Origin of the sequence: Mycobacteroides chelonae, assembly GCF_016767715.1 — a bacterium.
GTDB lineage: Bacteria > Actinomycetota > Actinomycetes > Mycobacteriales > Mycobacteriaceae > Mycobacterium > Mycobacterium gwanakae.
Genome location: NZ_CP050145.1, coordinates 1,891,207 through 1,917,382 on the forward strand (window position 1 = coordinate 1,891,207; position 26,176 = coordinate 1,917,382).

Consider the following 26,176-nt stretch of genomic DNA (forward strand, 5'->3'; position numbering starts at 1 on the left):
CGACTATTACGCGAAAAAGTAGGCACCTGCCTCAAATGGATCGGATTATCATGACTACGCGAGTTTCATTACTGCATAGAATCGTTGATGCGGTTCTCGCGGCCTTGCGCGTCCGGGAGGTCTCGCTTCATGCGGTGGCAACCAGGCCCCAGCGTTGGGTGCTCGGACCTGCCAAGGCATTTCCGGCGCCGCTGTCGCGCGTCTTCAGCTTCTTCGCAGTCACGGCAACAGCGTTGGTGTGCTTTGGGACGGGCTCACCGCCAGCGCTGGCCGATACTTACGGGGTCAGGCACTTCACCACACCGTCGGGCAACATCTTCTGCATCATCGTCAATGAATGGCCAAAGCCTTCCGTGCGGTGCGACCTCAATGAAGCGACATTCACGCCGCCGCCAAGGCCATCCACAGATTGTCATGGCGTCTGGGGGCGAAGTGTGACGATGACCATCGGCGAGAGCCCCGCGTTCCACTGCATCTCAGACTGGGCAGGTGGCGAGAACTTGTTCGTGCTGAAGTATGGCGACGACACGAAGGTGGGCCCATTCCAATGCTCGAGCGGAGTCGACGGCATCACCTGTGTCGACACCACCACTGGCCGCGGGTTCCGACTCGCACGGCAATCCTACGAATTCCTGCGTTGAGAAGGCCGAATTCGTCCACTGCTTGAATAGCGATAACGGCTGTCGCCCGCTAGCCTGCGTTGGTCCGGGCCTTGCGTCGGATGTATTCACGTCGGGCACAGGCGATAGCGATTGCCCATCCAGTTGCGCCCAAAACCGTTGCCGCCACAGCGAAGATCCGGTTGTGGACGATCTGGCTATCCACGTCATATCCGAAACTGGGCACATGGTCTGGGGAGCCGGCGAGCAGTTGCTCTTTGGTTCTTCCGTAGTGGTGGCAGCGATCCCATTGGCTCATGGGTTTGTGATCGCAGGTCGCTGGATGCAGATACATGACCGGTGCGATCGCCAGGAAAAGCGTGCACATCGGGACTGCGATCACCAGGCGCCAGTCCGAGTAAGGGTTCTTCGATAGGAACGGGCGCCGTGTGCCGTCCTCGGAGTGTTTGCCCACTTTTACCGGCTACCGCGGCGCAGCTGGGTACGGGTACGGATTGCCGTACGGGTGCTGCGGTGGTGGTGTTGGTTTGGATCGCCGTGACGCGGTGACGGCGATCATGATGACTCCGGCTCCCACGAGCGTGATGCCGCCGATGGGGCCCACGAAAGCCGCTGTGATGGAGCCGGTTCCAGCTCGTGGTCCAAGCCCGTAGGTTATGTCTGAGTACCCGGCACAGCTGACTGTGTAGTCGCCTGCCTGGTGAGCGGTCACCACGTAGAGCGCATGCCATTGGTTGATGCTCATGGAGCCGTTGTAGCGGCTGACGGTGGCGTCGTTGTTGTTCTCGTCGCGGGCCACGCAACGTGTGTTCATGGTCAGTTTCGGTACGGGTTCGACATCGGCGACGTAGATGATCATCTGTTCGCCTGACGCGAATGGTGCAGTAGCAGAGCCATTTGCGTCGAACTGGCTTGTGGGTCCTTTGAGGGCGTAGACGAGTCCTGCGACGAATAGGCTGATGCCCCCGATCAGGCCAACCGCTATCAGTGCTGCGCCGATGCCATACCAGTAGCTCGGTGTCGGCCGGTGTGGTGCGGCGGGAGGGGGGCCCGCAGGCCAATGCGGAGATGGTGGTGGAGCGCCCCAGGGATATGCGCTGGGCTGCGAAGGCCAAGAACCGCCAGAGTTGTTGTCGTGCATTCTGTAACCCCCCATTGCATTGCACCTGTTCAGATCGATTACAAGGATAACTGAGAGGCGGGGTGTGTTGTGACGATTGGCGGGATCGCGGCGCTATTGTGGGTTTGTGAACACCGGCACGGCTAGTGCATGGATACTGCGCATCCTCGATATGGGATTTGTCTTAGCGGTTGCGCTCTTGTGTTGGGCGCTGCTGTGGTGTGATGGCCCATTTGAGCGTGTGAGCTGGCTTGGGGTACTGGCGTTCATGGCGGGTCCTCCGCTATTGCTTTTTGCCGCTGCGTATTTCGGCATCTGCGCCTCACGCGAGCGGAATGTGGCGGTGCCGTTGGTTGTCGTTGCGGCGATGATCGGTTTGTCGGTGATTGTGATCGGCACGGGGGTGTTGCAGAAACTGCGCTGGGCGCAAGCGTGGCCTGAGGTACTGGCTGTCGCCGAGTATCCGCCACGGCCGGGCGAGGCGCAGCGTCGGCGGCTGGGAACTTACGCTGCCGACATTTACGGAAACAACGACGGCACCGTGCTGATTGCCTTCGGCGGCAGCTGGGACGGACTACTGTACGTGCCGCCAGGGCTACCCGAACCAGAGCGCAAGAAATACGTCGGCCGTGAAGTCATGCCGCACTGGTTCTACTACGACATGGACTAACGCACCGAAGTGCTCGGGCACTGCTGGGTTCGATGACGACCGGGCGCCCTGCGGATCTTCGAGCGCAAGTGTACCTATCCGTTTATAGGTTGCTGTCGTTCGCTATAGTTGATGGTTATGGGGATTTTTACGGGGATTAATGGGTTGCTTGCAGAACTGAGTGTCGACGCTGTCAGCCTGAAGCCCGAGCCGGGGGACCCCGATATTCGGTCGTCGTATCTGGGCGGTCATCCGTATTGGCCTGACGGCAGCCAGTGGCCGAACAGCGGCGGCGAGCCGATGTCATTTGTCTGCCAGATTAACTTCGGGGAGGTTCCGGCGTTGCCCGGTTTCCCGACTGAGGGGCTGCTGCAGTGGTTCGTTGGCAGCGGCGACGTGGCAGGTATGACGTTCGATGACACCCAAGGCGCTCAAGGGTTCGAAGTCAGATGGATCACTGACCTGACAGCCCCGTCGACGCGGTATGTCTCCTACCCGACGCGGCCGTACGGGGACTGCGGCCAGGAGCTTTTCGGTGTGGTCGGTCGCTGTCCCGGCTATGACGCGCCGCTGAGCTTTCAAGAGTTGAATCCACTGCCGTATCGCATTGTGTTCGAACGCGTTCGGGCACTTCCCGATGGTGCGGACCGATTCACCGAGCGGCAGCGCCAAACTCTGGGGGCTGCGCTGCAAGATGCGGGCCTGGTCGGCGATGAGGATCTACTGGACGCGCCAGCCCCGTACTACGGGTTATCGATAGCGTGGAGAGATCACGTCTACTACCAACTCCGCGACTCCGGTGACGTCTGGGACGGCGCGCACATAGGAGGTCACCCTCGATTTATTCAGGGGGATGTGCGCGGTACGGGAAACTATGCCGACATGGATGATCCGGAATCGGGTGTACTGGTGAGCATCGGCGGCAGCGACCTATGCGACTGGTGGGCAGGAGGCACTGCCAGCATCTTCGGCGACCCTCGCGCACTCGCCCTCGGAGATCTCAGCTCGATCCGCTATCACACCGACCGCTAGTGCACGGCGAGCGTCAGCAGGGCGAGACGAAACCATGACCAGAGACGAAGCGCCCCTGCGTGATCCACTTAGACCAATCCACCGCGCGATCATGAACAACGATGTCGCGGCATTCCGCGCCGAGGTCACCGCAGGCATTGATATCAATCTTCCTGGGCCAGAAGACATGACGCCACTACACATCGCTGCACATTACGGGAACGTCGAGATCACCGAAGAGCTCCTCGACGCTGGCGCAAACATCGACCCGATCAACGTGTGGGGCAACACCCCGCTGTGGATATCCATCAGAAGACGCAAAAACCGCCCTGACGGTTCGATGATCAAACTCCTGCTTGAGCGTGGCGCGAATCCGAATACGAGCGACTCAGGCAGCCCGCCCGTGCGCACTGTGCGGCTGGTGGCCGGATTTCCGGAGGAATGGGCGCAACTCGTCGAAGCCAAAGCCGAAGAGCTGAAAGGTGCACGATGATCTCAAGAACCACCATGAGGATTGGGGCCGTCGCCATCATGCTGACAATGACCATGCCGATAACTACCCCAGCATCCGCCGACCCCGCCGACGCCCCCGCCATCTATGAAGTTGTCTCCGAAACAATTCCAACCGCCGACATCACCTACTTCGACGGCACCCAATTCCAGCACGCCGAGCAGGTGTCGTTGCCGTGGACAACTGAAGTGCATGTCGGAGACCTGACCGGAAAAGGACATACAACCAACCGCGCCGAGGTCCGCGCGAACTGGCCGATCGAGCCAGGAAGCCGCGGCTCAGTGACCACCCGTATCCACTACCAGGGCAAGGTGCTCATCGAGAACACACGCGATAACGGCGAAGTCGGCTGCGCAACTAGCACATTCAGTTTCCACTGGGGTTAGGGCACATGAACATTTCAAAAGTCACCCCCATCGCGGCCTGTCTCTTGGCCGCAACCCTGGCCACCTCGGGCTGCCAGAGCGTCCAGCAACTCTACGGAGATATCCGGGGAACTAACCCCGCGTGCACCCGGATCGCGGAATACACCTCCCAAGTCCACAACAAGCGCTCCTTCGTAGGCCTGGCCGACAACGTATTTGTCGGAAAGGTCGAGGCATCGGAAGGACAACACGTCGAAGGCCGCGACCTCTACTCACTCTTTAAAGTCCAGGTGATATCAAACCTCAAGGGCCAACTCTCGGGCCAGGTCACCGTCAGCCAGATCGGCGGCCACTTCAACGGTCGTGAATGCCTCCAGAACGATGACCAAATCCTAAGGACCGAAAAGACTTACCTGTTCACCACCATCTATTCGAAGAACATCGACAAACACTTCATCGCCGCATCCAACTACGGCGACGTAGAGCTCACCGCCGACGATGTCGCCACACTTGAAAGAGGCGCGCTACCGCCAATTGTGTTGGAGTTCAAGGACGCAATAGCCAATCAGATTCTAGCCAAGGGCAAGTAGTGGCTCCCGATTCCTCCAGTGAACATCTCTCGAAAACCGAGCCCCCAGCAGGTCAGGAACCCGGACTCATGCTTCTGAAGGCAGGTCGTTCGATCCTCACAGCGGTACTGCTGCTCGCGGCGATAGCCGCGGGCATCTACTTGACCTGCCTCGGAATTGTGTTGCAGCACCTGGACGAATCCATGTCGAGGTTCGACAATCTACCCACCACATCGTCATACCTGTGGGGGGTAGTAAGCGCCCTGGGCCTGACCCTGATAGCGGCCTGCATCCGGGGCACCATACGAACCCTGCGCCGACGGCGCCGCGCCGCCAAAGACCGGTGCGTGCACGAAACTTGCCAGTAGCTGAGCCCGAGCTTGCAGCAGCGGGGGATAGAGCCACCAAAAAACAGCAGCCCATGTAAACACCGCAGCGTTGCAGACAGTTGCGAAGCTGATCGTCGCTCCGGTGGCTGAAATACCCACCTGGATAAGGACGTTGACGGCCATTGATCCGATCAAGAACTTGCGCACAACGGGTGTCATCATGCGCAGCTGACGTTCAATCGTGTTCTGGGCCAAGCGTGCAGCGGCGCGCCGGACCATGGGGTCGGCCGGTATTGGTCCGGACAAGACTGCCTTGGAAGCCTGACGGTACTGGGCCGGTGTCAGGCCGTCGAGTAGCTGCTGCAGCTGCGGGGCTCTGGATCGTGCGGCCAGAGCCCACACCAGCCCGCCGACGAGCGCCACCACGGCGATACCGATCCACCAACCGAGCCATTGTCCCTGTTCGTCTTCGCGGTTGATGACCGCAACAGGAACGCCCGCCGCGATGAAAATCAGGGCCGAATACGCGAGCCACTGAATCCACCACGGGGCAAGCGCAAGTCTTATCCACACCAGCATAGTGTAAGCAGACAGCAAATTTCACGATGTGAGAGGATGGCAGACGGCTGGGCGATCTGCCTGCAGTCGAGGAGGAGGGGCGGGCATGAGTAGGGCAGAGACCGGTGTGTGCTCGGTTTATAGAGCACTTGCGGTGGGATTCGTTGGCATCGTGGTGGTTTCACTAGCGCTGGTCAATCCTTTTCCGGATGCCGCTGCGGCACCGCTGGTTCCAGATATTGACTCGCTGATCGACGACAGCGGACCGCTGCCCTCCAGTCCCGCCGACCTCAACGCGGTACCCACCCTGTGGTTCAGCACGGCGACCGGGCTGTTGTGTAAGGAGCAGACCGTCAAGGTGACGCACCAAGTGGCATGCGCTGGCGTCCTGCCGGGACAGCCCGCGGGCGCGCGTATCGTAGATCTGCAGGGGGTGTATGACCGGGGCCTTGGACCCGCACAGTTCGTTGCCAAAACCTCTGAAGAGTTCTTCGGTGATACCAGCGGCGCGGTGCCCGTCGTGCTTGCCCCAGGTCATAAGATCGTGTTCTGGAGCTTCCCGCCCTCGCGGTCTCTTGTGTGCGGAGTACCAGCGTCAGCGGACTTGGTCTGTGTCCTCAAGGCGCCACACGAAATCAGCTCCGACGCAGGCCAGTCGGTTACTCACGGTTTCGTGATCGCGGCGCCCAAGAGCTGGGTCTTCTAGTTTCGCCGTATGGATGAAGGGCTGGTAGGAATGGTCTGTCGGTTTTTGCGTCATCAGAGTGCTTGCACTGCAACGGTATTCACATTGATTGGCGTCTGCGTTCTGTCTGCGTGTGGTCAGACCCCAGACGAGATGCTTGCCGATGAGCTCAATGGCATCTACCGCGAGGTCGCCCAGGCGGTGCAGAACCACAACATCGATGCGTACAACGCGTTGACCTGCGCTCGGCAGCACTTGGATGGGATCGATTCCATTAAGAGCGGCTCTGCAGCCGATCTACCCACAACTAGCGCTCTCACCGAGGTATCAGTGCACGGCGACGCCGCTCTAGCCACGCTTGCAACCCCTCCTGAGATAGCGCGCGAGCTCGCCGAGGGCTACCGTGTCGCGTTCCTCAAAGAGAACGAGGGCTGGAAGTACTGCGGCGGTACCGTCGCGGTAGGGATTGCGTCAGCGCGCTCAAGTGGCAGGCAATGATGGTCACCGTGTGGCGATCATTGATAGGGAAGTGAGCTGCAAAGAAGCGGCGATCATCGAGCCGGCACTGGCTAGGAGAATGAGGCATGACGGTTCCTGAAAGTCAGCCGGTTGGGCAGCACGGTTCGTTTGAGCGGCGTGGTGCTGCAGGGAAACTAGCGACGAGGCTCTCCATGCTTGCCACGGTCGTGGCGACGTTTTTGTTTGGAATGTATTTGGGGTTTTGGCGTGTCGCGGTGGTGCTCATCGAGGCTCAAGGTCGCGCCAACGCCGATCCCGACGACTATTTGGACCAGATTCATACCGCTGGTCTCTGGGCAAACTTGTGCCGTTTAGTCGGCCCTCTGGTGGTGGCACTCGCCGTTGGACTGGCAGTAGACGGACTCAGGAAAGCGCCGCCTGCACGTGAATTCCTGGCCCGCTATGCCTTGGTTGCGGCTGTAGTAATAGCACTGGGCTACGTAGCCGTATGGGGTTTCCAGCTCGCCGCGGAGATCGCCGGATGAGTGGCCCCAAAGGGGTCATCCCCGAACCTTATGGGGGTTGGACGTTTGACCACTAGAACAGCAGCCCTTGCGGTAATGGCGTTTGCGGCAGGAATCGGGCTGAGCATGCTGCTGTGTTTCATGCTGGCGGCGGTGTTGTTCCCGTTCTTCTGGTCCGAGGCGCTGTATTTGGGATTCTGGATCACCTTGGGTATCAGCGTGATACTTGCGATCGTGGCCGTGGCTCGGAGGGCCCGGTTCAACGAACGACTCTGCTATTGGCATGCGATTTTGGCAGGCCTGTGTTCCCTCACATGGTTGGCGGCAATCGAGGCGGCCGTGGAGTACGGCGTGCAGACCCCGCACCGTTGAGCGTGACAGAATTCATGTTGCCTGTCAGGAGGATTTATGGAATTGGAACCGTCCGCTGCCTGTCAGGTTGGTGCCCGGCAGTTACTGTTTGACGTCGAAGAGTCCGGCGCGCTTGCACTTAACCGCGTCCCAGATGCCAATCGCCCCCAGCATCAGTGGAAACAGGGAAAGCCAGAACATTTCCGGGTCGCGGTAGTGAAGGTAAGCCCAGAGTCCGACGCCGCCCACGATGAGCACAAGGATCGCTGTCGACACTCTGCCACGAAATGAAAAGAGTCCACTGCTGGGGCCAGAGATAGTGACTGCCGCCGCATCTGGTTGTTTGGGCTGATTTTCCAGCGGATATGGCGATGGATCGTGCCGGCCAGCGACGGAGGATGGTGTGGTGTAATCGGAGTCAATCGGTAGGAGATTTTGACGCGTGGCGTCGGCCAGTATCGTCGAACGTGCCTGTAGGAGAAGCGGACTGATCCAGCAGCGGGCGCCGAGGGCCCCAAACAACACGGCCACGGCATATCCAGCGGCGTGGAACGTATGCCCTTCGGCCAGGACAATCATCACAATGACACCCACAGCCATGAGGATTATCGAGACTGTGCGTTCGCGCATACCTTGGGCGGCGCGCATATGCGCTAGACGGGCAGTGGCGTGCAACATGACCGGGTCGTTTGGCGGCGGACCGGTTCGCAGCGCTTTGGATACGTACCGGTAGTCGCGCGGCGCCATACCAGCCATCACCGGCGCGATGACGCGGCGATTCCGTCGCGCTGATACCGGTCCCATGACCAGACCGAACAAAGAGAGCGGTGATGACAACTTGCAGCCAATCGGGCCGCGAATCGGTCGCCGCGCTATAGAGCGCCCACAGGACGAAGAAAAGCACGGCGTGCACCGGGGCTTGCGCCCACCACGGAGCAAGTATCAAACGTAGGCGCATAAAGCGAGTATAGCGATACAGCAAATATCATACTGGCGGGATGGGCATGTGGTTCACACATGGAGTTAGGTGATGAGAGCTCCGGAACCAGACTTCTGCATGGCCTTGATGCTGCGGTGAGTGGAGGCATCGGCCTTTTGGCAGAGCCGCGCGAAAGTACTGTCCAGAAGTGGCTTAACTGGGTGGTCGCTCCTGCGGTCGCGGTCGTATGCATCTCGTTGGCTCTCAAAAGCGTGCTTGCCGGATTGGGGCTTGGCGCGTTCGTGCTCCTCTTCCTGGCCATGATGTACCTGCGGTACAAGCTCTAGTACCGCCGAGCGGTAACGGGCGAGGATGCGCCGTCAGATGCTAATTCGCCTTCCAGCGCATACTTGTCGGTGAGCAAGGTGCGGGTTCTGCGGCTTAGGCCCCACGACTCGTCTGACCCCGGTTGATGGCTACGGCGCGCCGGGGTTGCTCCATCGGCTTACGCCGGGCCCGTGCCGCTGCACCATCCCTTCGAGCCACTGTCTACAACAGGATTGGCGGTATGGACATACACGCGCTCTGGCCAGCCGCCGTGCTCAGCTAGCCACAGCACAACTGGCCGCGTCGTGTCTTCGCCACCCAGGTCATGGTCGAGGCTGAGGGCTTCGACAGATTCCACTCCGTCGAGAAGGTTCAGCGCCTCGTTCGAGGACTTCGCCCAGGCCCCACTGTCGGGAGATGGACGTTCGTCGTCCACCCATACCTTCATAGACTGATCGTGGCGGGTGTCCGCCGAGAAAGATAGCGATTTTCCGCACTGCGGGGCCGCGTTGGGTAGTCACGATCGTGGAGGGCGCGGCGTCCCCGCTCCTAAGATCTCCAAGTATCCAGGTGCACACCTGATTTCGCGACTTAGAATGTAGGGATCCCGGCGGCACTTGAGATTCTGAGTGCCAGACGAAGTATTGGACGCAGAGTCGTATGAGCATCGAGAAGCCTACGAGCTGGGAGACCTACGAGGACGTAGCCCGCTTGCTGTTGGACAAGGTCGGCGATGCACTCCGCCTTGGGTTCGAAAGCACAGAGGGAAACAGACACGTGTCGGCGCGTCGGGCACCAAATGGGAAATCGACGCTATGGGCGTCAGTGCTGACGGCGAAGCGGTAGTCGTCATTGAATGTCGGCGCTACCCGAAGAGCAGTCTGAAGCAGAGCGACATGGCAGCGTTGGCCTGGACCATCAACGACTTCAGTGCGTCAGGCGGGCTTGTTGTCACTCCCATCGGTGTCCAAAAAGGTGGCCAACTACCTCGAGGAGAAAGCTGCTCCCGTTCTCGCGGAACTGGTCCTCGCGGGTGTAAGCGGCACAACCTGACTCGACGCCCCGCCCCCACAGGGCAGCGTCAGGCCGGATAACGTCGAATATCTTGTCGGCCCGCCCGCCGCTTCCTACGCACGCCGATGACCCACCGTTGACCCATACACCCCGACGGTTCCCGAACTGAGCGACGGATAAGCCCAGCTCAGCGAGATCGGCGTAGCTCCGCGAGCTGGGCGAATGGTCGATTGGCTTTTTTACACACCAGCGGTCGGGGGTTCGAAACCCTCCGCGCCCACCAAGAAGTGCGGGTCTATCTCGCTGTCTGCCACAGTTGTGGTCGCGTTCTTTCCAGGTAGTGCCCCAGGTCTGTCAGGGCCTGGCTTGCGGATCCGCTGTAGAAGCGATGTAGGAATCGTTCGTGGGGGTCAGAGGTCTGCACTCCAGACAGGTTCCAGTTCAGAAGCGTGCCCCCATAGTGATCGGTGAACTCCACGTGTTGCACCCACTGGGCGGAGGGTCCACGTGAGGCTTCGGCTTCTAGCGTGGTGGCCCAAAGTCTTTGCGGTTCAATGCTAATGACTTTGCAGTCGAAGTTGCCATTAAAGCGTGTGCCCAAGATCGGCAGACACCTGAGGTTGAATTTCTTGCCGACAACGGGTTCGTAGTCGGTTGCGTCGAACGACCAAAGACCAGGGTCGTCGGGTCCGGGATTTTCGAGGCCGCCGAAAACGGACCACACTCTATCCACGGACGCCGGGTAGCAACGCTTGATGAACGGCATGTGACCTCTCGATGCGCCTTTGCCCGACCGTTCTCCACTTTACTGGGGCCGCATTGAGAGATTTGCTGGGGTATCGAAAGGTCGAAAGGAGCGTCGATGGCTCGCTAAAGGCCGACGTCGTCAGAACATTGTGTTGCCGTTGGCCGACTCCGCCGGAACGTCCTGAATCACGTCCCAGTGCTCGACGATCTTGTCCCCATCAACGCGGAAGATGTCGACCACCGCTTGTCCGCGGTCCTGCGGATCGTTGGTCGAATGCACATGCAGATAGACCAAATCGCCGTCGACTGCGCTGCGCACCACCTTGGCGGCGGCCCGCGGATGTTCGGCGAAGAATCCCGCGAAGTAGGACACGAACGGCGCCTTGCCATCTGGCACATTGGGGTTGTGCTGCCGGTAGTCATCGGTCACTACCTCGGCGGCCTGCTGCACCTCATGTTTGTTGAAGAACCGGTCGTAGAAGTTGAGGACAAGCTGACGGTTGGCCTCTTGGCGGCCACTATCGCGCCCGTCGGATGCGGAAACGTCCGAATGTCCGCACGCGGACACAAGGCCGGTCGCGCCGGACAGCGTCAGCGCCAGCGCGACAGTGGCCAGGGTCAGTGGTCTTCTCATCTGGCCACTTTCCCACCCCACATGAGGCTCAGTCCAAGTCGGCCAGAGCCTTGCGCGCGGCTTCGAGTTCGGCTTCCAGAGCGGCGACCTTGGCAGCCTGCTGCGATCGCGCTTCCTCGATTACCGCGTCGATAGGGGTGGAGAGATCCTCGTGCAGTTCCTTGGCAGCGCGGGAGACGGCGGCCGCCGCGACAGCGAGGTTGCGGGCCAGGTAGGTGCTGCCCTGTTTGAGTTCGGCGTGCCATTCGCCGTCGGCGGTGCCGGTGACGGTGAGAGTCAGTTCGAGAGTCTTGGTTCTCTTGCCCGTGGCCTTCTTAGGGGTCGCCTTCTGCGACTTTTCCTCGGTAGGAGCTTCGGCGGTCGGCGCAACAGGGCTCACCAGAACCTCGGGAGTGCTTGGCTCCGTGTCCAATACGTCTACTGCTGGACTATCTACGGTCATCGTCACAATGAGCTCCTTCTGAAGGTTCGCGCGCAGTGGGCGGGTAGTGAGAGTCATTAGAACACACGTTCGATAGATTGCGGCTACTCGCCGCGCACGCGGCTGGGCTAGTCGGCGGCGGGGCGTGAGAGGCTTCGCGGCCTCATCGGTGCCGGTTAGCAGGCAAACGCCTTGATGTTGCCTTCTAGCAACCTGCGGCATGGACTGCTGTTCATGTTTGAGTCACGGCGAAGCCTGCCTCTCGTGACATTTCCGCAGATCCAGGCTGGCTGAATGACCGAATCCTCTGGTGGATGGCCGAGCCGCGTGTTGGGTGTTCGCTGCAGTCGCTCCGGAAACGCTTTCGATAGTGATGCTGACACCTTTTTGCCCCTATAGCCGGTGACCTCGTCATAATTCGCGATCTTGAAGGCGCAAACTGTGACGAAACAGTCTCAGTGTTGACAAGGGAGGGTCTCGGCCTTAGATTCTCCACCATTGCCATGTGATGTGTTTTCGCAGTAAGACGCACTGAGTGGCATTGCCCATCGAAGGGCAAGCGCACGGGGGTTCGACCCGATCGGGTTAGGACGGGACACGGAGGGGTTCGGTTTCATGAAGTTGCCAAATTTGGCACGTCGAAGCTGTTTCACTTCCATCGCAGCGTCTGTCGCTGCTGCGATGGGGCTTATGGTGGGCGTTTCTGACGCCGCCGCGGATCCGCAGGGGATGCCGGACCAGTACCAGCAGTTCGTGACGGACGACGGCTGGACAGTTGGCCTGACGCTGACCAACGAGGTCATCGATCACATCGACAACATCGCGGGTGCGAGCAACTCTTGGCAGGCGCGCGTGTCCTATCGGGCCGAGGCGACCATCACGGGCTCTGGGTCTGCGGTCATTCAAGATGCGCAGTTGGAGACCGGGTACTTCGTGGGTTGCCGCACCGACTCCTCGTCGGGTGTGGAGTTGGGCGGGGACCTCGGTTTGACGCTCTCGCAGCAGGTTTTTGGCCAGGGCTATGGCGGTGGCTATGGACAGGGCAGTCAGAGCGGTGGCGGTGGTGGCGGCTTCGGTGGTGTGTCCGGCGGTGGTTCGTTGGGCGCCCAGGAGCACATCGGCGGCTACATGCGCGTGCTGCTCAAGCCGGGTGGCTTGGCTCAGCTGCCGATGGACCGGATCAACTTCCGGAACATGCGGGCGGTCTCGCAGGTGCGTAACCAGAACGTCGAAGCCGATGGTTGCGGTGGCCAGGTGAAGATCCAGTCCTTCGCGACGTTCCGGATCCGCACCGAGAACGGCAATGACACCCAGACCATCTACGGCGAGCCCAAGGATCTGTGATGACTATCCGTACCCGTGGTGCCGCGCTGATGGCCGCGCTGGCTTTCGTTTCTGCAATCGTGATGGGTTCTGCTCCAAAGACTTTAGCGGATCCCATCCAGCCGCCGCCCCCGAAGCCGATTCCGTATCCGGTGGCCCAGCCCGATGATCTGCCGCGGATATCCCCGATCGGTGGGGCTCAGGTGAAGACGAACACGCCGTTGGGCCTCGGACCGGGAACCGGTCGGCCGCTGGCGGCAGGACGCGAACGCTCCAACGTCACGATCTCGCCATCGCCGACCGATGGCACCCACCTGCCGACGGCGATCGCCGGTAAGGATGTCGTACTGCACTTGCCGCAGGAGCGTGAGCTCACGCCGGCGCAGTGGGGAGACGGTGGCGCGGCTACTTTCACCTCGCGTGACACTGATTACCGGATTTCCCCGTTCGCCGGGGGTGGTGCCGACGTAAACATCATTCGACGCACCATCTTCACACCGGAGAACTTCACCTTTGGCCTGCGGGTTCCTGAGGGCACCCACGTGCGCCAGGGCAGCAATGTGGTGCTGGTTGAGTCGGACGCCGCGCCGGGACTGCCCGCCACGACTATTGCGACCTTGTCGGTGCCGGTGGCACGCGATGCCAAAGGCAATCCGGTGCAGGTGAACCCGGTGATCCACGGCGACTACATGTATCAGCAGTCCAACTTGGCGCTGGATCTTGGACCCGCGGATATCTTCGCGTTCCCGATCACGATCACGCTGTCCTACCGGGCGTCGTCGATCCCGGCCAGCGGTCAGCTGGCCACTGACTGGGAGGGGCTGCCTGAGGGCGGCGGCCCGCCAGAGGCGAAGAAGGCCGCGCAAATCATCGGTGCGCCAGGCGATTACGTGGTTGATCCCGGCGGCGCTTACCGGCCCGCCAGTGTCGATCCGGTGCTCTACGCCCAGCGGCATGCCGATCGCTGCCTGTCCGGGCCCAACGAGTTCCGATCCGAGGACGGACGCACCGCGGACTTCTGGACTTCATGCCAGCGGCAGGCCATGTGCCTGGATGTCACGCCGGCCCAGATGTCGGTGGATGTGTGCAAGAACCAGGCGTTCGCCAACATGTCGGCGCAGTGCACCGCCACGTTTGGGCAGACCGGGCCCGACTACGAGGCATGCCTCAACGTCGCCAACGGTCATGCGGCGTGGTCCAAGGAGAACTTGCTGGGCGGCTGGGTATGCCAACCCGCTGGGCCAGGTACCAACACCAGGTTCTTGCCCTCGAACAACAACCGTTACTGCAGTAGCTGATTGGTAGGGGGAACTGCTATGACGCCAATGAAGTCGCATAAGGCACAAATTCCCGCAGGCCTCCGGCATGTCCTGGCCCTGGTGGCGATTATTGCTGTGGCAGTTGCGGGTTGGCAGCTAAACACGAACTCCCCAAATGGGATTGGCGTGATGGGTCTGCCCGGCGCGACCGCTGATCCGACCGGTCCTCCGGGGCCCACTGGTGATCCAGGCGGCATGAACGGCGGTCAGTTCCAGCCGCCAGGCCTACCTCCGCAGCAGCCGGACTACCAGGGGGGTATCAACCAGCCACCGCTGGACCAGAACAACGGAATCTCGATCTACAACACGGGTGCTCAGGGGGCGCCCCAAGCTGGGCAGCAAGGCGCTCAACAAAGCAACCCGGGTCAGCAGCCTCAGCGCGGAACTCAGATTCCTGACTATCAGACGGCGACTCCGTATACGCAGGGCCCCGGTAAGGCGAACCCGGACTATCAAGCACCGCAACAGAACACGCCACAACAAGGTTCGCAACAGCAGCCTCAACAACGCCAAGCCGATCAGCAGCAGAATCAGCAGTCTGATCAGCAGCAGAACCAGCAGGATCAGGACAAGCAGGATTCTGAACAGCGGCGCCAGCAGTGCGATGAAGTCGCACAGCACTACCAAATCGCAGAGACGGTGTGGAACACCGGAGCCAGCGGTGGCTCTTATGTTGGCGGGCAACTGGTGCCGGGCCGCGAAGGACCCGGTGAAGACGGCTGTAACTGCTCGAATACACGCAACAACCAGAAGCAGTCCAAGGACGAGGAATCCCAGAAGTGCAAGGGACAGCCCGTCAATGTGCCAGATGGCCAGGCCGCCTCAGCGATTGCATCGGGCCCTAACGATGCAAATACGGCCTTGCAATCACAGATGGCCGAACAGAAGAAATGGCTGGAGAACCGCCGCGACGAGATCAATGACAGCTTCTTGCGGCGCAACATCGGCAACCGAGGTGAGCTGTCCAACATCAATGACCGACTCAATGAGATCAAGTCGATTGAGAACGCATTAGCGCAGTCGCCGAATACCTATCTGGTGGATTTCAACGGCCCAGTGTCAGCGGTCACGTAATTCCCCCAGCGTGAGGGGTTGTCCGTCACGGAATTCCCCCACCTCGGCTGTCACGTAATTCCCCCACCCTGGGGCGGTGTGGCAGCCGGTTGTGGGCCTCGCACACAGGTTCGCTCGACTCACGGATCGACTCGTGAGGAAGGGCGCCGATGGCGAGGAGAAGTTTCGACGTGTTCGACCTAATCGAGTTGTTCACCCATTGGCATGCCGGTCGGTCCCAGCGTCAGCTCGCGGAGAGTCTGGGCATCGACCGCAAGACGATCGCGAAGTATCTGGCGCCGGCGATCGCCGAGTCGTTGACCCCCGGCGGAGTGCCGGTCACCGAGCTGGCGTGGGCGGCCCACATCGCCCGGTGGTTTCCCGAGGTCGTCGATCCAGGTCTGCGGGCCACCACGTGGCCAGGTATCGAGGTGCACCGCGACCGGATCCGCGGGTGGCTCAAGTCCGAGGTCAGTGCGGCGACCGTGGCGCAGCGACTACGTGATGAGCACGCTGTTGCAGCGTCGGAATCATCGGTGCGACGGTGGATCTCGGCGAACCTTGCCGAGGAGGCGGTCCGCGAGAAGGTGACCGTGGCACGCGGTCCGGTGCCGCCGGGCAGCGAAGCCCAGATCGACTACGGACGACTGGGCATGTGGTTCGACCCGATTGGCGGTCGACGCGTCGCGGTGTGGGCGTTCGTGATGGTATTGGCCCACTCGCGGCACTTGTTCGTCCAACCCGTCCTGAAGATGGACCAATCATCCTGGTGCACTTCACATGTGGCGGCGTTCGAGTTCTTCGGCGGCGTTCCGGCCAGGTTGGTTCCGGACAACTTGAAGACCGGTGTGACCCGGCCGGATCTGTATGACCCGAAGATCAACAGGGCTTACGCTGAACTGGCGGCCCACTACCGCTGCCTGATCGACCCGGCGCGGGCGGGCAAACCGAAAGACAAGCCGCGCGTGGAGCGGCCGATGCAGTACGTTCGGGACTCGTTCTGGCGGGGCCGGGAGTTCACCTCGCTCGAACAGATGCAGGCCGCCGCGCAGGTCTGGTGTGATGAGGTCGCCGGAGCCCGCACGTCGCGGGCACTCGATGGCCAGCAGCCCAGGTTCGTGTTCGCCGCCGTGGAACGACACGCGTTACTGCCGTTGCCGCAGAATGCATTTCAGCTCGCAATGTGGTCGATGGGCAAAGTTGCCACCGACTGCCACGTCAAGGTCGGCAAGGCGCTCTACTCGGTGCCGTGGCGGCTGATGGGACAGCAGGTCCATGCCCGCACCTGCGGTGACATCGTGCAGATCGTGCACGGCGGGGACGTCGTGGCCACCCATGTCACCCATCCGCGGGGGCGGGCCACCGACTTCGAGCACTACCCGCCGGAGAAGATCGCCTTCACCCTGCGCAACCCCACCTGGTGCCGCCGCACGGCTGCCGAGGTCGGATCGGCGTGCGCCCAGGTGATCGCCGAGTTCATGGCAGTCAACGCCATCCACCGGCTGCGCAGCGCTCAAGGGGTCCTGGCATTGCGCAAGACCGTCGGCGATCCGCGACTGGAGGCGGCATGCGCACGAGCCCTCGCGGTCGGCGATCCGAGCTACCGCACCATCAAGGGCATCCTCGCCGCCGGGACCGAACTCGACGGCATCACCGAATCCGCCGCACCCCAGGCCCCGGCCCACCTGCGCGGCCCGCAAGCGTTCGACACCAACACCAGTGAGACCGCATGAATGCCACACCGTATATGGCTGTCGCCCACCATCATTCGTCTATCACTAGGAGGTCACTGACATGAACATTCTCGACCCGGCGCTGCGCAACGCACTGCGCACCCTCAAACTCACCGGCATGCTCGACACCCTCGATGCCCGACTGGCCCAGACCCGCGACGGCACCCTGGGGCACCTGGACTTCCTGCAAGTGCTCTGCGAAGACGAGATCGCCCGCCGCGAATCCGCCGCCCTGACCCGGCGCATCCGCCGAGCCCGCTTCGAAGAACAATCGACCTTCGAATCCTTCGACTTCACCGCCAACACCAAACTCCCGGCGGCCATGCTGCGCGACCTTGCCGCACTGCGCTGGCTCGACGCCGCAGAATCGGTCATCCTCTACGGACCCGTAGGGGTCGGGAAAACCCATATGGCACAAGCACTTGGACATGCCGTGGCCCGCCGCGGCGGCGACGTCCGATTCGCCAAAACCTCCCGAGTGCTCTCCGATCTGGCCGGCGGCCACGCTGATCGCACCTGGGGCCAACGCATCCGCGAATACACCAAACCGCTGGTCCTCATCCTCGACGACTTCGCTATGCGCGAGCACACCGCCATGCACGCTGATGATCTCTACGAACTGATCTCCGACCGCGCCGTCAACGGCAAGCCGCTGATCCTGACGTCGAACCGCTCGCCCAAGGACTGGTACAACCTGTTCCCCAACCCTGTCGTGGCCGAATCGCTGCTCGACCGGTTGATCAACACCAGCCACCAAATCCTGATGGACGGCCCCAGCTACCGACCCCGCAAACGACCCGGCGCTGCCGCGCCAGTAGACAACACAAAAGCCACCCGGTAGACCTACACCTGAGGCCCACCGGTGGCGGAATTACCTGACAGACACCCCGGCGGAATTACGTGACGGTCGACAGCCCAGGCACCCCGACGACCGGGCGCGGGATGTGGGACACCAGTGAGCGGATCTTGGCGGCGATTTCGGTCGGCAATCCGGCGGTGGCAGATCATGTCTCGGTGACGGTGCCCGGCATAACCAGTTGGACGTCTTCGTCCTTCTCAAGCATGGTTCCAGAGGCCTACAACCTCGCTGTGGAAGGCGGCAAGCAGCTCCAATTGTCCGGTCACGGCGGTGAGACGCTGGCGTCGATTGCGTGGATCGGCTATGACGCGCCGGGCATCGATCTGGGGGCCGCCACCCCGAGTAAGGCCGCCAAGGGGGCCCAGAATCTGAAATTGTTCCTGTCGATGATGCAGGCGACTAATCCGAACCAGACAGTGGCTTTGTTCGGTCATTCGTATGGTTCGCTGCTGAGTTCATATGCGCTCAAGAACGGTGCATCGGAGTACGTCGACTATGCAGTGCTCTATGGCTCGCCGGGTCTAGCCGCGGGCACGCCCGGCGGGCTGGGGATGAGTCCTGATCGGGTGTTTGCGATGCTGGCCGAAAATGATCTGATCGGCGGTATCAACCCGTTGTGGTCCAGCCCCTATAAGGGGAATTTCAAGCAGCTGCTCGCTGATCAGGGAGGCTGTAGCCCGCTGGATAATCAGTTCCGCGAGCGCGCCTACGGTCATTCGGAATATCCGCGTAAAGGCTCGAACAATTTCCTGCGTGTGTCGGGATACAACTTGGCTACCGTGCTCATCAACCAGCCGGGGCTGGCGATACCGGCTGAACCAGGAATCATCACCAAGGAAATGAAGTGAGATTCCAAGTGCGAAAGTATCGCGATAATGTCCACGCAGGAGGATCTGTGCATGCCACATCCAGAAGTTCACGTTGGAGTGCCGGGGCTGCGGCACTGTTGGCTGCAGTCGTGGCCATGAGCGGTTGCGGTACTGGCGATTCGGGTAAAGGACCAATGAGCGCGGAGCGCCTTCAAGAAGAAATCGCCAAGCTGGCTCCGAAAGGCTCCTCGGAGGAGGGTTACGCCGCTGCCGAAGCCGCTATCGCCCAGATGGCCGACCAGATCGCAGCCCTGGTGCCCGGCCTGACCTGGAAATGGCACGATGACGGGCTCCACTGGCTTAGCTGCCTCCAAGACACCCGATACGAGACGCCAGCCGAAGAATCAGTGCTGGCGGTCACCCGCAACACACGGTCTGCATTGTTCAGCGGCCCGATCCCTGAGGACGTGTGGCCAGCCGCCGTCAAGATCGTCGAGGACAAAGCGCGCGGTTTCGGAATCACACAGTGGGCAGGAAACACCGATGTGGCCCAAAACCACGACATCGTGATCCACGACAACGACTACAACCCGGACCCCAACAACCAATGGACGAACAGCTTCGAAATCGGTACCCGCGTCGTAGCGAGGCTGGCAGGGTCAGTGGGCTGTCGCCTGTGGCAGAAGACTCTGGACCGTTACCAGTCCGAACAGGGCAATCCTCCTGCCAGCGGCACCCGGTAAGGCCCAGAACATGACTGACTCTATAAACAACGACACCGACGAAACGCCGCGGAGCGAACAACTCGATGACGACGCGACCACGGGCCCGGTCCAATCCGGCAGCCACCATCGGCAGACAAGCCGCCCACTGATTCGACGCTGGACGTTGTCTGCGAGTGCAGCCCTCCTAGTTGTGGCAGCCCTCGCCGTCGCCGACATGATTTGGTGGCGCCGTGCCGGGCACGGCCTTTGGTGGTTCCTGGTCGCTGCGCTAGCAGTGGCGGCGGCCTGGCTGCTCGCCACACGCACCTCGCGCACCGGGCGCCGAGCCCTGGCCGCTGGCATAGTCGCGATACTGGCCGCCGTCGCGGTCGGAGCCGACTATCTAGCCATCAGCCAAGGATGGCTAGCCCGCCAGTTCACCGACAAAGAAATAGCGGCAGCATGGGAACAAGCATGGAAAGACCTCGACAAGGCCCCTCAGGCACCACCTGACTTCACAATCCTGCCGCGCCAGTACCCCGACCCCGCACAAAAGGCTTCCACAGCGAACACCGCTGCTCCGGTAGGTGCCTGCGCGCAACTCGGCGGCACCACGGCGCACTCAACGCTGTCGGTCGTGCCCTGCGACTCCGAGCGCAGCAATGTCAAAATCATCCAGCAAGTCAGACACCCTCGTGAATGCGTCCGCGATGCTGACCAAAGCTACTACCACAATGGCCCTGATGGGCAGTGGACCGCATGTCTCGACTACGCCTGGCAAACCAGCCGCTGCCTGGCAATCAGCCCCGGGAAGATCATCAACGTCGCATGTGGCGACCCCGCTATACCCAACAAAGAAAAACCGGTACGAGTCTTCCGCAACGTCAACCACACGCACGACTGCGCCCAAGGCGGATTCGCCCACCCCGTTCGGCTCTACACTATCTGTACCGAAACCCAGCCCTAGCACACGCCGCAGCGTGGGTGTGGGCTGCTAAGGGCATATCGGCAACGATGACTGTGCGGCCCGCGAACCAGCGCTATTGCTCGCCGTTCCCGTATCGCACGGAAACTTACAGGCGTTGTACGCCAAGGGATCTGCCAAAACCCAACACTCTCCGCGACTGCAAACGTCACGGTCCCGCTGAAATCTCCCCGCTGCCGCCAGAGTCTGCGTCTGAGATACCAGGAGAGTCGGAGGATGAATAGTATTTCGCCGCCACGCGACAGGAGATCTGTGCCGGTGCGAGTACACATATCTCGCGGTTCGAGTTGACCGTTTGTAGTCAATCCCTGCCTTAGGCTGAGCCAATGATTCGGGCACCTCGATGGACGCTGGCAGTGGCTTGCGCTATGACGATGCTGGCTTCGGGATGCACGGCCATCGTCGACGGTGACGCGATAGCCACTCCCGGCGAAGAGGGCAAGCGGCTCACCAACCCGAAATGCAGCTCGGTATCGGTGCCGCTTCTGGAAGTGCCGTTGGACAGCGACTCTGAGCCACGTGTTGAGGTTCCGCAGCCCGCTGGTTGGGAGCGCGTGAAGCGGTTTGAGAGTGGCGTGGTGCGGGTCTACTTGTCGGCCCCGGATCTTCAAGCCAAAGGGTTTGTTCCGAACGCCACGGTGGCGATGGCCAACCTGACCGGCAAGGTGTCGACTGAGGAGGCAGCCTTCGCCGCCGAGCAGCAGGGGTTGGAGATGTTCGGCATTACCGACCTGGTCGAAGCGACGGGCACTATCTGCGGGTATCCGTCGAAGACGTTGACCTACAACATGGGTTTGGGAAAGATCCCTGTTCACCGGGTCACTACCACGGTTGTGGCGGTGAAGAACGACCGCAAGATTTTTACGATCGGAGTGTCGGTACAGGCGTTGGATGACACCGTGGGTGATTTTGACAGCGCCCGTGAAACCATTCTCGCGGGGCTACAGGTCAGTCCGCCCGCTACATCCTGATATCGGTTGCCGGAGAGGCCCATTGGGAATCGATGATGGTGGTGCGCTCCGGTAACGATGGCCGGTAAGTGTCATCTTCTGCCATACGATCGGCAACGCTGGCGTGAATCCAGGCGCCATCGGGGATGCGGCGGCGACGGAATATCAGCAGTGCCCAGAGCCAGTTGACTCGATGAATCTTGCCCATGGCATAGGTGGATTCAACCGAGCAATATCGTTGGTATTTTTCAGTATTGAGTAGCAAGCCGTGTTGGGCGGCGCCGTCGATGACCCATTTGAGTGCGATGTCGGAAAGCCTATCGTCGTCAGCGTAGTCGCCGCCCACATCGGAATGTATGCCGGCGAACCACGCTTCATCGACGAGTCGTTGATCGCCCAGGTACTTGATGAGGTATTCGCGGTACGGCCGGCGTTTCTCGTCAATGGCCACCGCATGTCGACCGGCCAGCGCATTGGGAACACTTGGTGCATAAGGCCATTGCATACTGCGCTTGAAGATGCCGGGCGCGCTGACCGTGTCCCAGAGCCCTAGGTAGGCGATGGGAATGGCAAATTTTCCGTCCTCGCGGCGGGCTACGGTCCGCGAGAACGAGTGCAGCTGATCCCATCTTTTTGCGGACCAGCTTTCGCACGACTGCGCATACAGGCTCACCGCGTACGGCACGAGGTTTTGCGAGCCGGGCCGCAGCATGCCCACCGAATTAAGAAGCCCGGCAAGGCCTCTTGCGCAGAACGCACCGCGGCTGAATCCGAAAATGAAGATGCGGTCTCCGGGTTGCCACCGTTCGATCAGATATGTGTAGGCCTGGGCCAGCTTGGCCCGCAAGCCAACCCCGAATGCGATGCCCATTATGCGAGCGGCGAATTGACCTATCGGGGCGTAGGTGCCAATGGCGGGATCGGTGCCGACTCCGGGGTCGTAGTACGAGATCTGCCGGTCGCTCAGATCATGAATCACCATGTCATAGCCACGGACGACATTCGTGTTTCCCGAGGCACGGATTTGGTTGCCCGTGCCGTCGAAGCAGATGACGATGTTCTTGGTCATCCTCGTGTCGTGTTAGTCCTCGCCATCGTAGGGCTTCGGATCGTATGGCGAGGCGTGAGGATCCTGGTAGTCGACATGCTCTTCGTTCCACACGCCGATGACTGCGGGGGACACCTTGGGCAGCGTGCCGATTAGCTCATTGCCGTTGTCAAGGCTCACCAGGAACTCCGGGGTGAAGTGCTGATCCTCGTCCTCCTGGTGGTGCTGGCCTGCGGTACCTGGGGTCATCATGGTCGGCGGCTGAGCGATGCCCATGCCCGACATTGGAGACACCGCAGGTGCGGCCGAGAGCCCCATGCCGGCACCTGCGGTGTAGGAACCGGCGATGATCGGCCCGGCGGCGAGGGGAGTGAGATCGGCGTTCTGGTCCTTGTCCTTGTTTTCGTCCTTGTTGATGGTCGGTTTGCCCCACCGGCCGATGCCATAGGTCCCGGGGACTGATCCCGTGTTCGGACCGGTTGCGGTGGTGCTTCCACCTGAGGATGGTCGTGTCCCGGCGCCCGCTCCCGCGGCAGCGGATGCTGCGGCCGCGGGGCCTCCAGCGCCAGCTCCGGAGCCGCCACCCGCCGCACCTGCGGCAGCACCCGCTGCGCCGGAGCCGCCGGAGGCGGAGGCTTGCGCAGGGTCGGCCAGAGCCGCAGCTGCGGCCGCGCGTACCGCGGCCTCATCGATGGGCTTGATCTGGTCAGGTTTGATGTCCTTGCCGGCGCCCAAACCGGATAGCGATGACGTGGTGTTGACCGGCATGGTTACCGCATCTGCGAGCTGTGGAGCCGGTGGGAGTGCCGGAAGACCCGATCCTGCCTGCTGCGAGACTGGTGTCCAGACATTCCGCATGATCATGCGGGCCTCATCTTGTTTCTGTTGCGCGAGCGCTTGTTGGGCGTAGTGCTGCTCGTAGTCGGCCTGTGTATTGCCTTTGAGCTCTTGCACTTGGACTACATCGGGCATGAGGCTCTTGATCTGCGTCATCGCCGTTTCGACCTCAGCGGGCTTGGTGGCCATGAGTGACAGTCCGTCACTGACCTTTTCGGCGTGAGTCTTGTAATCAGAGACGCCCTGTTTGGCGGCCTCCGCGCCCTGACCGGTCCATTGCGCGCCCACTGCCGTATCAAAGGTGTGCTTGAAGTCGTCCAACGCCTTGCTGAAGCCGGTGGCTAGCTTTTCCCAGTCTGCAGAGACCGCTAGAGCGTCTCCAGGTTTGAAGTCATCAGACGCCGCCTTGATTGCAGCATGCGACCAACCGCCGAATTCCTCGGCCGGGACACTAACCGACTCGGTTCCGCCATCGATGTTGGCCCCATGCTGGCGCTGTCTTGCATAGACCACGTCGCGTTCGCGATTACCCCTGGTCCAGCCATCTTCTTCTCCAGTCATGGCCGCTCCTTCATGTCGTGGCGTGCGACTAGCTCTTTAGGTACAGACGTCACTGGCGCCGATCCGGTTCCATCTTTTTGAAGATTCTTATAGAGGGAAGTACGGGAGAAAGGCCTCTAGATTCGCGCGCGCGGCGGTAAGGCAATCCGGGTAGGGACTGAAGTCGTCGTGAAGCGTCCCCAAGACGATGCCATATACGCCGGTCGACGCCGCTACGTCCATCGAGCATGCGTGTTTCTCCGGTTGCGGCGACGTGTAGGCGCTAAGCACATGACGTCCATTGAGTTCGAACTCGCGTTGATCCCAGTGATTTGTAGTTTTCTTGAGCATCTCGAGTGTGTAGTTCGATGCAGCAACAGTGAGGTAGTACTCGTTCTGTGAGCGGTACTTGCAGAAGACATTCTCTATATCGCCATTGGTTTGGCTGTCCGACCGGGGTGTCCCTTTGTTGAGCTGTTGCCTCTCGATAACGCTTGCGGGAACAATCGTGCACGGATCAACAGTGATGTGAATGCGTCCCGCCGTATTGGTTGTATTGGTTGAAACCAGTGACGTGACAGGCGCTTCAGGCACCGAGCCTGCACAACCAGCGAGGGTGAGAATCAGCGATGCGAGGACCGCGAGCCGACACACGTGTCTATTACCTGGTTATCCGCCGTGTGATCCAAAACTATTGGCGTTGTTGGTATCAGTTGCCTTGTATCCGCGGCGTAGTGCAGTAAACAGATCCATCATCTGGTCAACTTGATCGATATGTGACTGGAAGGTCTTGGTTGCGCTCGAACCGTCACCAGACGCCTTTTGTTGAAAGGCTTTGGCGAGCGCGGCGCCTGATCCGAGATGTCCCTCAGAGAACCCAAGTGGGTACGTGCTCAGGATCTCAGCATCCTGCGTCAGATCCTTTAACGCTTGCTTGTAGGCGACACATGCGGCCAGGATGTTGTCGATAGCGCCATCTTCTAAGTGCAAGACGAGGCTGCCGTTCTTCGCGTTCTCGATCAGCTGATCCACAGACATCGAGCCCCCTCAGGTCATGGCCGGATTTGGCCAGGTCAGGTTCATCGTATGTGTATAGGACGTCGATCGTTCCGGATCGGTTCCATCGAATTTCCACAAGTTCACCCGCCCCAGCGTCGGCGCACCTCGGTGTATCGCCAGCCCAGCGCCGCCAACGCCCACGTCACGATGAACAAGGCCACGATCACGTAACCCATCGCGGCCAGATCCAGCCCGCCTACCGCCGCCAGCGGACCCGTCGTGATGTTCAGCTTCTCGGTGAGAATCGAAATGATCTCCTGCGAGCCAATCAACACGGCCACCGCCACCGACAACCCGGTGATCACCAGGTTGTAGTAGATCTTGCGTGCGGGCTCGTGGAACGCCCAGTCATAGGCGAAGTTCATCAACGACCCATCGAGTGAATCGAACAGTGACATCCCGGCACTGAACAGGATGGGTAGCACCAAGATCGCGTACCAGGGCAGCCCGGTCACCGCGGCCCCGCCGGCGATCACCAGCAGTGACACCTCGGTCACCGTGTCGAAGCCCAACCCGAACAACAGGCCCACCGGATACATCTGCCAGGGCTTGCGGATCGCCGCCATCAATGGCCCGAAGAGCCGGTTCAGCCCGCCGCGATTAGACAGCTCGCGCTCCAACGCCGCCTCATCGACCTCGCCGCCGCGCATCCGCTGGGCAATCCGGTAGATCCCGATCAGTGACACCAGGTTGAGCAACCCGATCAGCAATAGGAACGTTCCGGACACCGCCGTCCCAAACACGCCCGTCCACTGCTGCAGTGACGAGCTTTCATCGGAAACATTGGCCGCCAACGTCTTAACGCCGAGCGCCAGCAGCCCGACCATGATGAACACGATCGACGAGTGCCCCAGCGAGAACCAGAAACCCACCGACATCGGGCGCCTGCCATCGGCAACCAGCTTGCGGGTCGTGTTGTCGATGGCCGCGATGTGGTCGGCGTCAAAGGCATGCCGCATACCCAGCGTGTAGGCCGTGACTCCCAGCCCCACCCCGAACACGCTGCCCTGCACAGTGAAATGAGCGGGCGCGACGAGAAAGAGCAGCATGCCCCAGCCCAGGACGTGCAGTGCGCCCACCGCGACGCTCATTCCGATGACGCTGCGCCTTTGACCCTCGTCCAAACGACGCCACGCGGTGAGAA

At 61.0% G+C, this 26,176-nt stretch carries 31 protein-coding genes and 1 pseudogene; 20 read left to right on the forward strand and 12 right to left on the reverse strand.

Translation table 11 applies throughout. The features are described 5' to 3' along the window. The first annotated feature begins 134 nt into the window (after positions 1-134). Entirely contained in the window at positions 135-641 is a 507-nt protein-coding gene (locus tag HBA99_RS24820; protein ID WP_235732352.1) for a DUF6636 domain-containing protein, read from the forward strand. A gap of 49 nt (positions 642-690) precedes the next feature. Here HBA99_RS24820 and HBA99_RS09370 read toward each other — a convergent pair whose 3' ends face one another. Beyond that, a complete protein-coding gene (locus HBA99_RS09370) occupies positions 691-1,074 on the reverse strand; it encodes a hypothetical protein (protein ID WP_131822787.1) in 384 nt (127 codons plus the stop codon). Positions 1,075-1,083: 9 nt separating this feature from the next. Further along, on the reverse strand, positions 1,084-1,620 hold the full coding sequence (locus tag HBA99_RS09375) for a hypothetical protein (protein WP_070952269.1): 537 nt from the start codon (positions 1,618-1,620) through the stop codon (positions 1,084-1,086). Positions 1,621-1,867: 247 nt separating this feature from the next. On the opposite strand from HBA99_RS09375, the gene HBA99_RS09380 reads away from it, so the two are divergent. The 5 genes from HBA99_RS09380 (at position 1,868) to HBA99_RS09400 (ending at position 4,866) form a co-directional block, all read left to right on the forward strand. Further along, complete coding sequence (locus HBA99_RS09380) at positions 1,868-2,410, forward strand: hypothetical protein (RefSeq protein WP_070951153.1); 543 nt, start codon at positions 1,868-1,870, stop codon at positions 2,408-2,410. Between the two features lie 117 nt (positions 2,411-2,527). Further along, positions 2,528-3,421, forward strand: a complete 894-nt coding sequence (locus tag HBA99_RS09385; RefSeq protein ID WP_070951152.1) for a YwqG family protein — start codon at positions 2,528-2,530, stop codon at positions 3,419-3,421. A 34-nt stretch (positions 3,422-3,455) separates the two neighbouring features. Next, positions 3,456-3,893, forward strand: coding sequence for an ankyrin repeat domain-containing protein (locus tag HBA99_RS09390; RefSeq protein WP_081347568.1), 438 nt, complete (start codon positions 3,456-3,458; stop codon positions 3,891-3,893). Beyond that, complete coding sequence (locus HBA99_RS09395; protein WP_234798031.1) at positions 3,890-4,297, forward strand: hypothetical protein; 408 nt, start codon at positions 3,890-3,892, stop codon at positions 4,295-4,297. Before HBA99_RS09390 ends, HBA99_RS09395 begins: the two co-directional genes overlap by 4 nt. Before the next feature lie 5 nt (positions 4,298-4,302). After that, the gene (locus HBA99_RS09400) at positions 4,303-4,866 is read left to right on the forward strand and encodes a hypothetical protein (RefSeq protein WP_070951150.1); all 564 of its coding nucleotides are present in this window, start codon (positions 4,303-4,305) and stop codon (positions 4,864-4,866) included. 215 nt (positions 4,867-5,081) lie between these two features. On the opposite strand, the gene HBA99_RS09405 is transcribed toward HBA99_RS09400, so the two are convergent. Beyond that, on the reverse strand, positions 5,082-5,747 hold the full coding sequence (locus HBA99_RS09405; RefSeq protein WP_234798030.1) for a hypothetical protein: 666 nt from the start codon (positions 5,745-5,747) through the stop codon (positions 5,082-5,084). A gap of 91 nt (positions 5,748-5,838) precedes the next feature. Between HBA99_RS09405 and HBA99_RS09410 the strand changes: the two genes are divergently transcribed. The 4 genes from HBA99_RS09410 to HBA99_RS09425 all read left to right on the forward strand — a co-directional run bounded on the left by HBA99_RS09410 (position 5,839) and on the right by HBA99_RS09425 (position 7,772). Continuing rightward, positions 5,839-6,438, forward strand: coding sequence for a hypothetical protein (locus tag HBA99_RS09410; RefSeq protein WP_070951148.1), 600 nt, complete (start codon positions 5,839-5,841; stop codon positions 6,436-6,438). Positions 6,439-6,570: 132 nt separating this feature from the next. Next, on the forward strand, positions 6,571-6,915 hold the full coding sequence (locus HBA99_RS09415) for a hypothetical protein (RefSeq protein ID WP_234798029.1): 345 nt from the start codon (positions 6,571-6,573) through the stop codon (positions 6,913-6,915). An 86-nt stretch (positions 6,916-7,001) separates the two neighbouring features. Further along, positions 7,002-7,421, forward strand: a complete 420-nt coding sequence (locus tag HBA99_RS09420) for a hypothetical protein (protein ID WP_070951147.1) — start codon at positions 7,002-7,004, stop codon at positions 7,419-7,421. A 75-nt stretch (positions 7,422-7,496) separates the two neighbouring features. Further along, positions 7,497-7,772, forward strand: a complete 276-nt coding sequence (locus HBA99_RS09425) for a hypothetical protein (protein ID WP_070951146.1) — start codon at positions 7,497-7,499, stop codon at positions 7,770-7,772. A gap of 81 nt (positions 7,773-7,853) precedes the next feature. On the opposite strand, the pseudogene HBA99_RS09430 reads toward HBA99_RS09425, so the two are convergent. Then, positions 7,854-8,655, reverse strand: a pseudogene (locus HBA99_RS09430) (hypothetical protein). Positions 8,656-8,768: 113 nt separating this feature from the next. Here HBA99_RS09430 and HBA99_RS09435 point away from each other — a divergent pair. Then, positions 8,769-9,017: a hypothetical protein gene (locus tag HBA99_RS09435; protein WP_234798026.1), complete on the forward strand. Its 249-nt coding sequence runs from the start codon at positions 8,769-8,771 to the stop codon at positions 9,015-9,017. Between the two features lie 158 nt (positions 9,018-9,175). Here the strand turns inward: HBA99_RS09435 and HBA99_RS09440 are convergent, their stop codons facing one another. The 3 genes from HBA99_RS09440 to HBA99_RS09450 form a co-directional block, all read right to left on the reverse strand. After that, on the reverse strand, positions 9,176-9,445 hold the full coding sequence (locus HBA99_RS09440; protein ID WP_234798025.1) for a cyclic-phosphate processing receiver domain-containing protein: 270 nt from the start codon (positions 9,443-9,445) through the stop codon (positions 9,176-9,178). A gap of 1,452 nt (positions 9,446-10,897) precedes the next feature. Next, a complete protein-coding gene (locus tag HBA99_RS09445) occupies positions 10,898-11,392 on the reverse strand; it encodes a nuclear transport factor 2 family protein (protein WP_070951143.1) in 495 nt (164 codons plus the stop codon). Positions 11,393-11,420: 28 nt separating this feature from the next. Continuing rightward, a complete protein-coding gene (locus tag HBA99_RS09450) occupies positions 11,421-11,834 on the reverse strand; it encodes a DUF6319 family protein (protein ID WP_030095380.1) in 414 nt (137 codons plus the stop codon). A gap of 594 nt (positions 11,835-12,428) precedes the next feature. Between HBA99_RS09450 and HBA99_RS09455 the strand changes: the two genes are divergently transcribed. The 9 genes from HBA99_RS09455 (at position 12,429) to HBA99_RS09495 (ending at position 21,569) form a co-directional block, all read left to right on the forward strand. Continuing rightward, complete coding sequence (locus tag HBA99_RS09455; protein WP_046253336.1) at positions 12,429-13,157, forward strand: MspA family porin; 729 nt, start codon at positions 12,429-12,431, stop codon at positions 13,155-13,157. Further along, the gene (locus HBA99_RS09460; RefSeq protein ID WP_064408506.1) at positions 13,157-14,434 is read left to right on the forward strand and encodes a protein kinase family protein; all 1,278 of its coding nucleotides are present in this window, start codon (positions 13,157-13,159) and stop codon (positions 14,432-14,434) included. Before HBA99_RS09455 ends, HBA99_RS09460 begins: the two co-directional genes overlap by 1 nt. Before the next feature lie 27 nt (positions 14,435-14,461). Further along, positions 14,462-15,529, forward strand: coding sequence for a hypothetical protein (locus HBA99_RS09465; RefSeq protein ID WP_131822786.1), 1,068 nt, complete (start codon positions 14,462-14,464; stop codon positions 15,527-15,529). Positions 15,530-15,699: 170 nt separating this feature from the next. Next, positions 15,700-17,241, forward strand: a complete 1,542-nt coding sequence (istA, locus tag HBA99_RS09470) for an IS21 family transposase (RefSeq protein ID WP_070951141.1) — start codon at positions 15,700-15,702, stop codon at positions 17,239-17,241. A gap of 61 nt (positions 17,242-17,302) precedes the next feature. Beyond that, positions 17,303-18,082: an IS21-like element helper ATPase IstB gene (gene istB / locus HBA99_RS09475; protein ID WP_070951140.1), complete on the forward strand. Its 780-nt coding sequence runs from the start codon at positions 17,303-17,305 to the stop codon at positions 18,080-18,082. A gap of 59 nt (positions 18,083-18,141) precedes the next feature. Continuing rightward, complete coding sequence (locus HBA99_RS09480; protein WP_131822785.1) at positions 18,142-18,948, forward strand: alpha/beta hydrolase; 807 nt, start codon at positions 18,142-18,144, stop codon at positions 18,946-18,948. Positions 18,949-19,103: 155 nt separating this feature from the next. After that, entirely contained in the window at positions 19,104-19,652 is a 549-nt protein-coding gene (locus tag HBA99_RS09485; protein ID WP_052740196.1) for an LppA family lipoprotein, read from the forward strand. 10 nt (positions 19,653-19,662) lie between these two features. Beyond that, positions 19,663-20,580: an LppU/SCO3897 family protein gene (locus tag HBA99_RS09490; RefSeq protein ID WP_131822783.1), complete on the forward strand. Its 918-nt coding sequence runs from the start codon at positions 19,663-19,665 to the stop codon at positions 20,578-20,580. Positions 20,581-20,972: 392 nt separating this feature from the next. Then, on the forward strand, positions 20,973-21,569 hold the full coding sequence (locus tag HBA99_RS09495; protein ID WP_070952264.1) for an LpqN/LpqT family lipoprotein: 597 nt from the start codon (positions 20,973-20,975) through the stop codon (positions 21,567-21,569). Here the strand turns inward: HBA99_RS09495 and HBA99_RS09500 are convergent. From HBA99_RS09500 to nicT, 5 genes are all read right to left on the reverse strand, one after another. Continuing rightward, the gene (locus HBA99_RS09500; RefSeq protein ID WP_070951138.1) at positions 21,559-22,617 is read right to left on the reverse strand and encodes a DUF2235 domain-containing protein; all 1,059 of its coding nucleotides are present in this window, start codon (positions 22,615-22,617) and stop codon (positions 21,559-21,561) included. The genes HBA99_RS09495 and HBA99_RS09500 overlap by 11 nt on opposite strands. A 12-nt stretch (positions 22,618-22,629) precedes the next feature. Further along, a complete protein-coding gene (locus HBA99_RS09505) occupies positions 22,630-23,994 on the reverse strand; it encodes a hypothetical protein (RefSeq protein ID WP_070951137.1) in 1,365 nt (454 codons plus the stop codon). An 87-nt stretch (positions 23,995-24,081) separates the two neighbouring features. Then, positions 24,082-24,627, reverse strand: a complete 546-nt coding sequence (locus tag HBA99_RS09510) for a DUF3558 family protein (RefSeq protein WP_081347566.1) — start codon at positions 24,625-24,627, stop codon at positions 24,082-24,084. A 15-nt stretch (positions 24,628-24,642) separates the two neighbouring features. Next, positions 24,643-25,011, reverse strand: a complete 369-nt coding sequence (locus HBA99_RS09515; protein ID WP_070951136.1) for a hypothetical protein — start codon at positions 25,009-25,011, stop codon at positions 24,643-24,645. Between the two features lie 101 nt (positions 25,012-25,112). Then, complete coding sequence (nicT, locus tag HBA99_RS09520) at positions 25,113-26,156, reverse strand: Nickel transporter NicT (RefSeq protein ID WP_199253029.1); 1,044 nt, start codon at positions 26,154-26,156, stop codon at positions 25,113-25,115. Between the last annotated feature and the right edge of the window lie 20 nt (positions 26,157-26,176).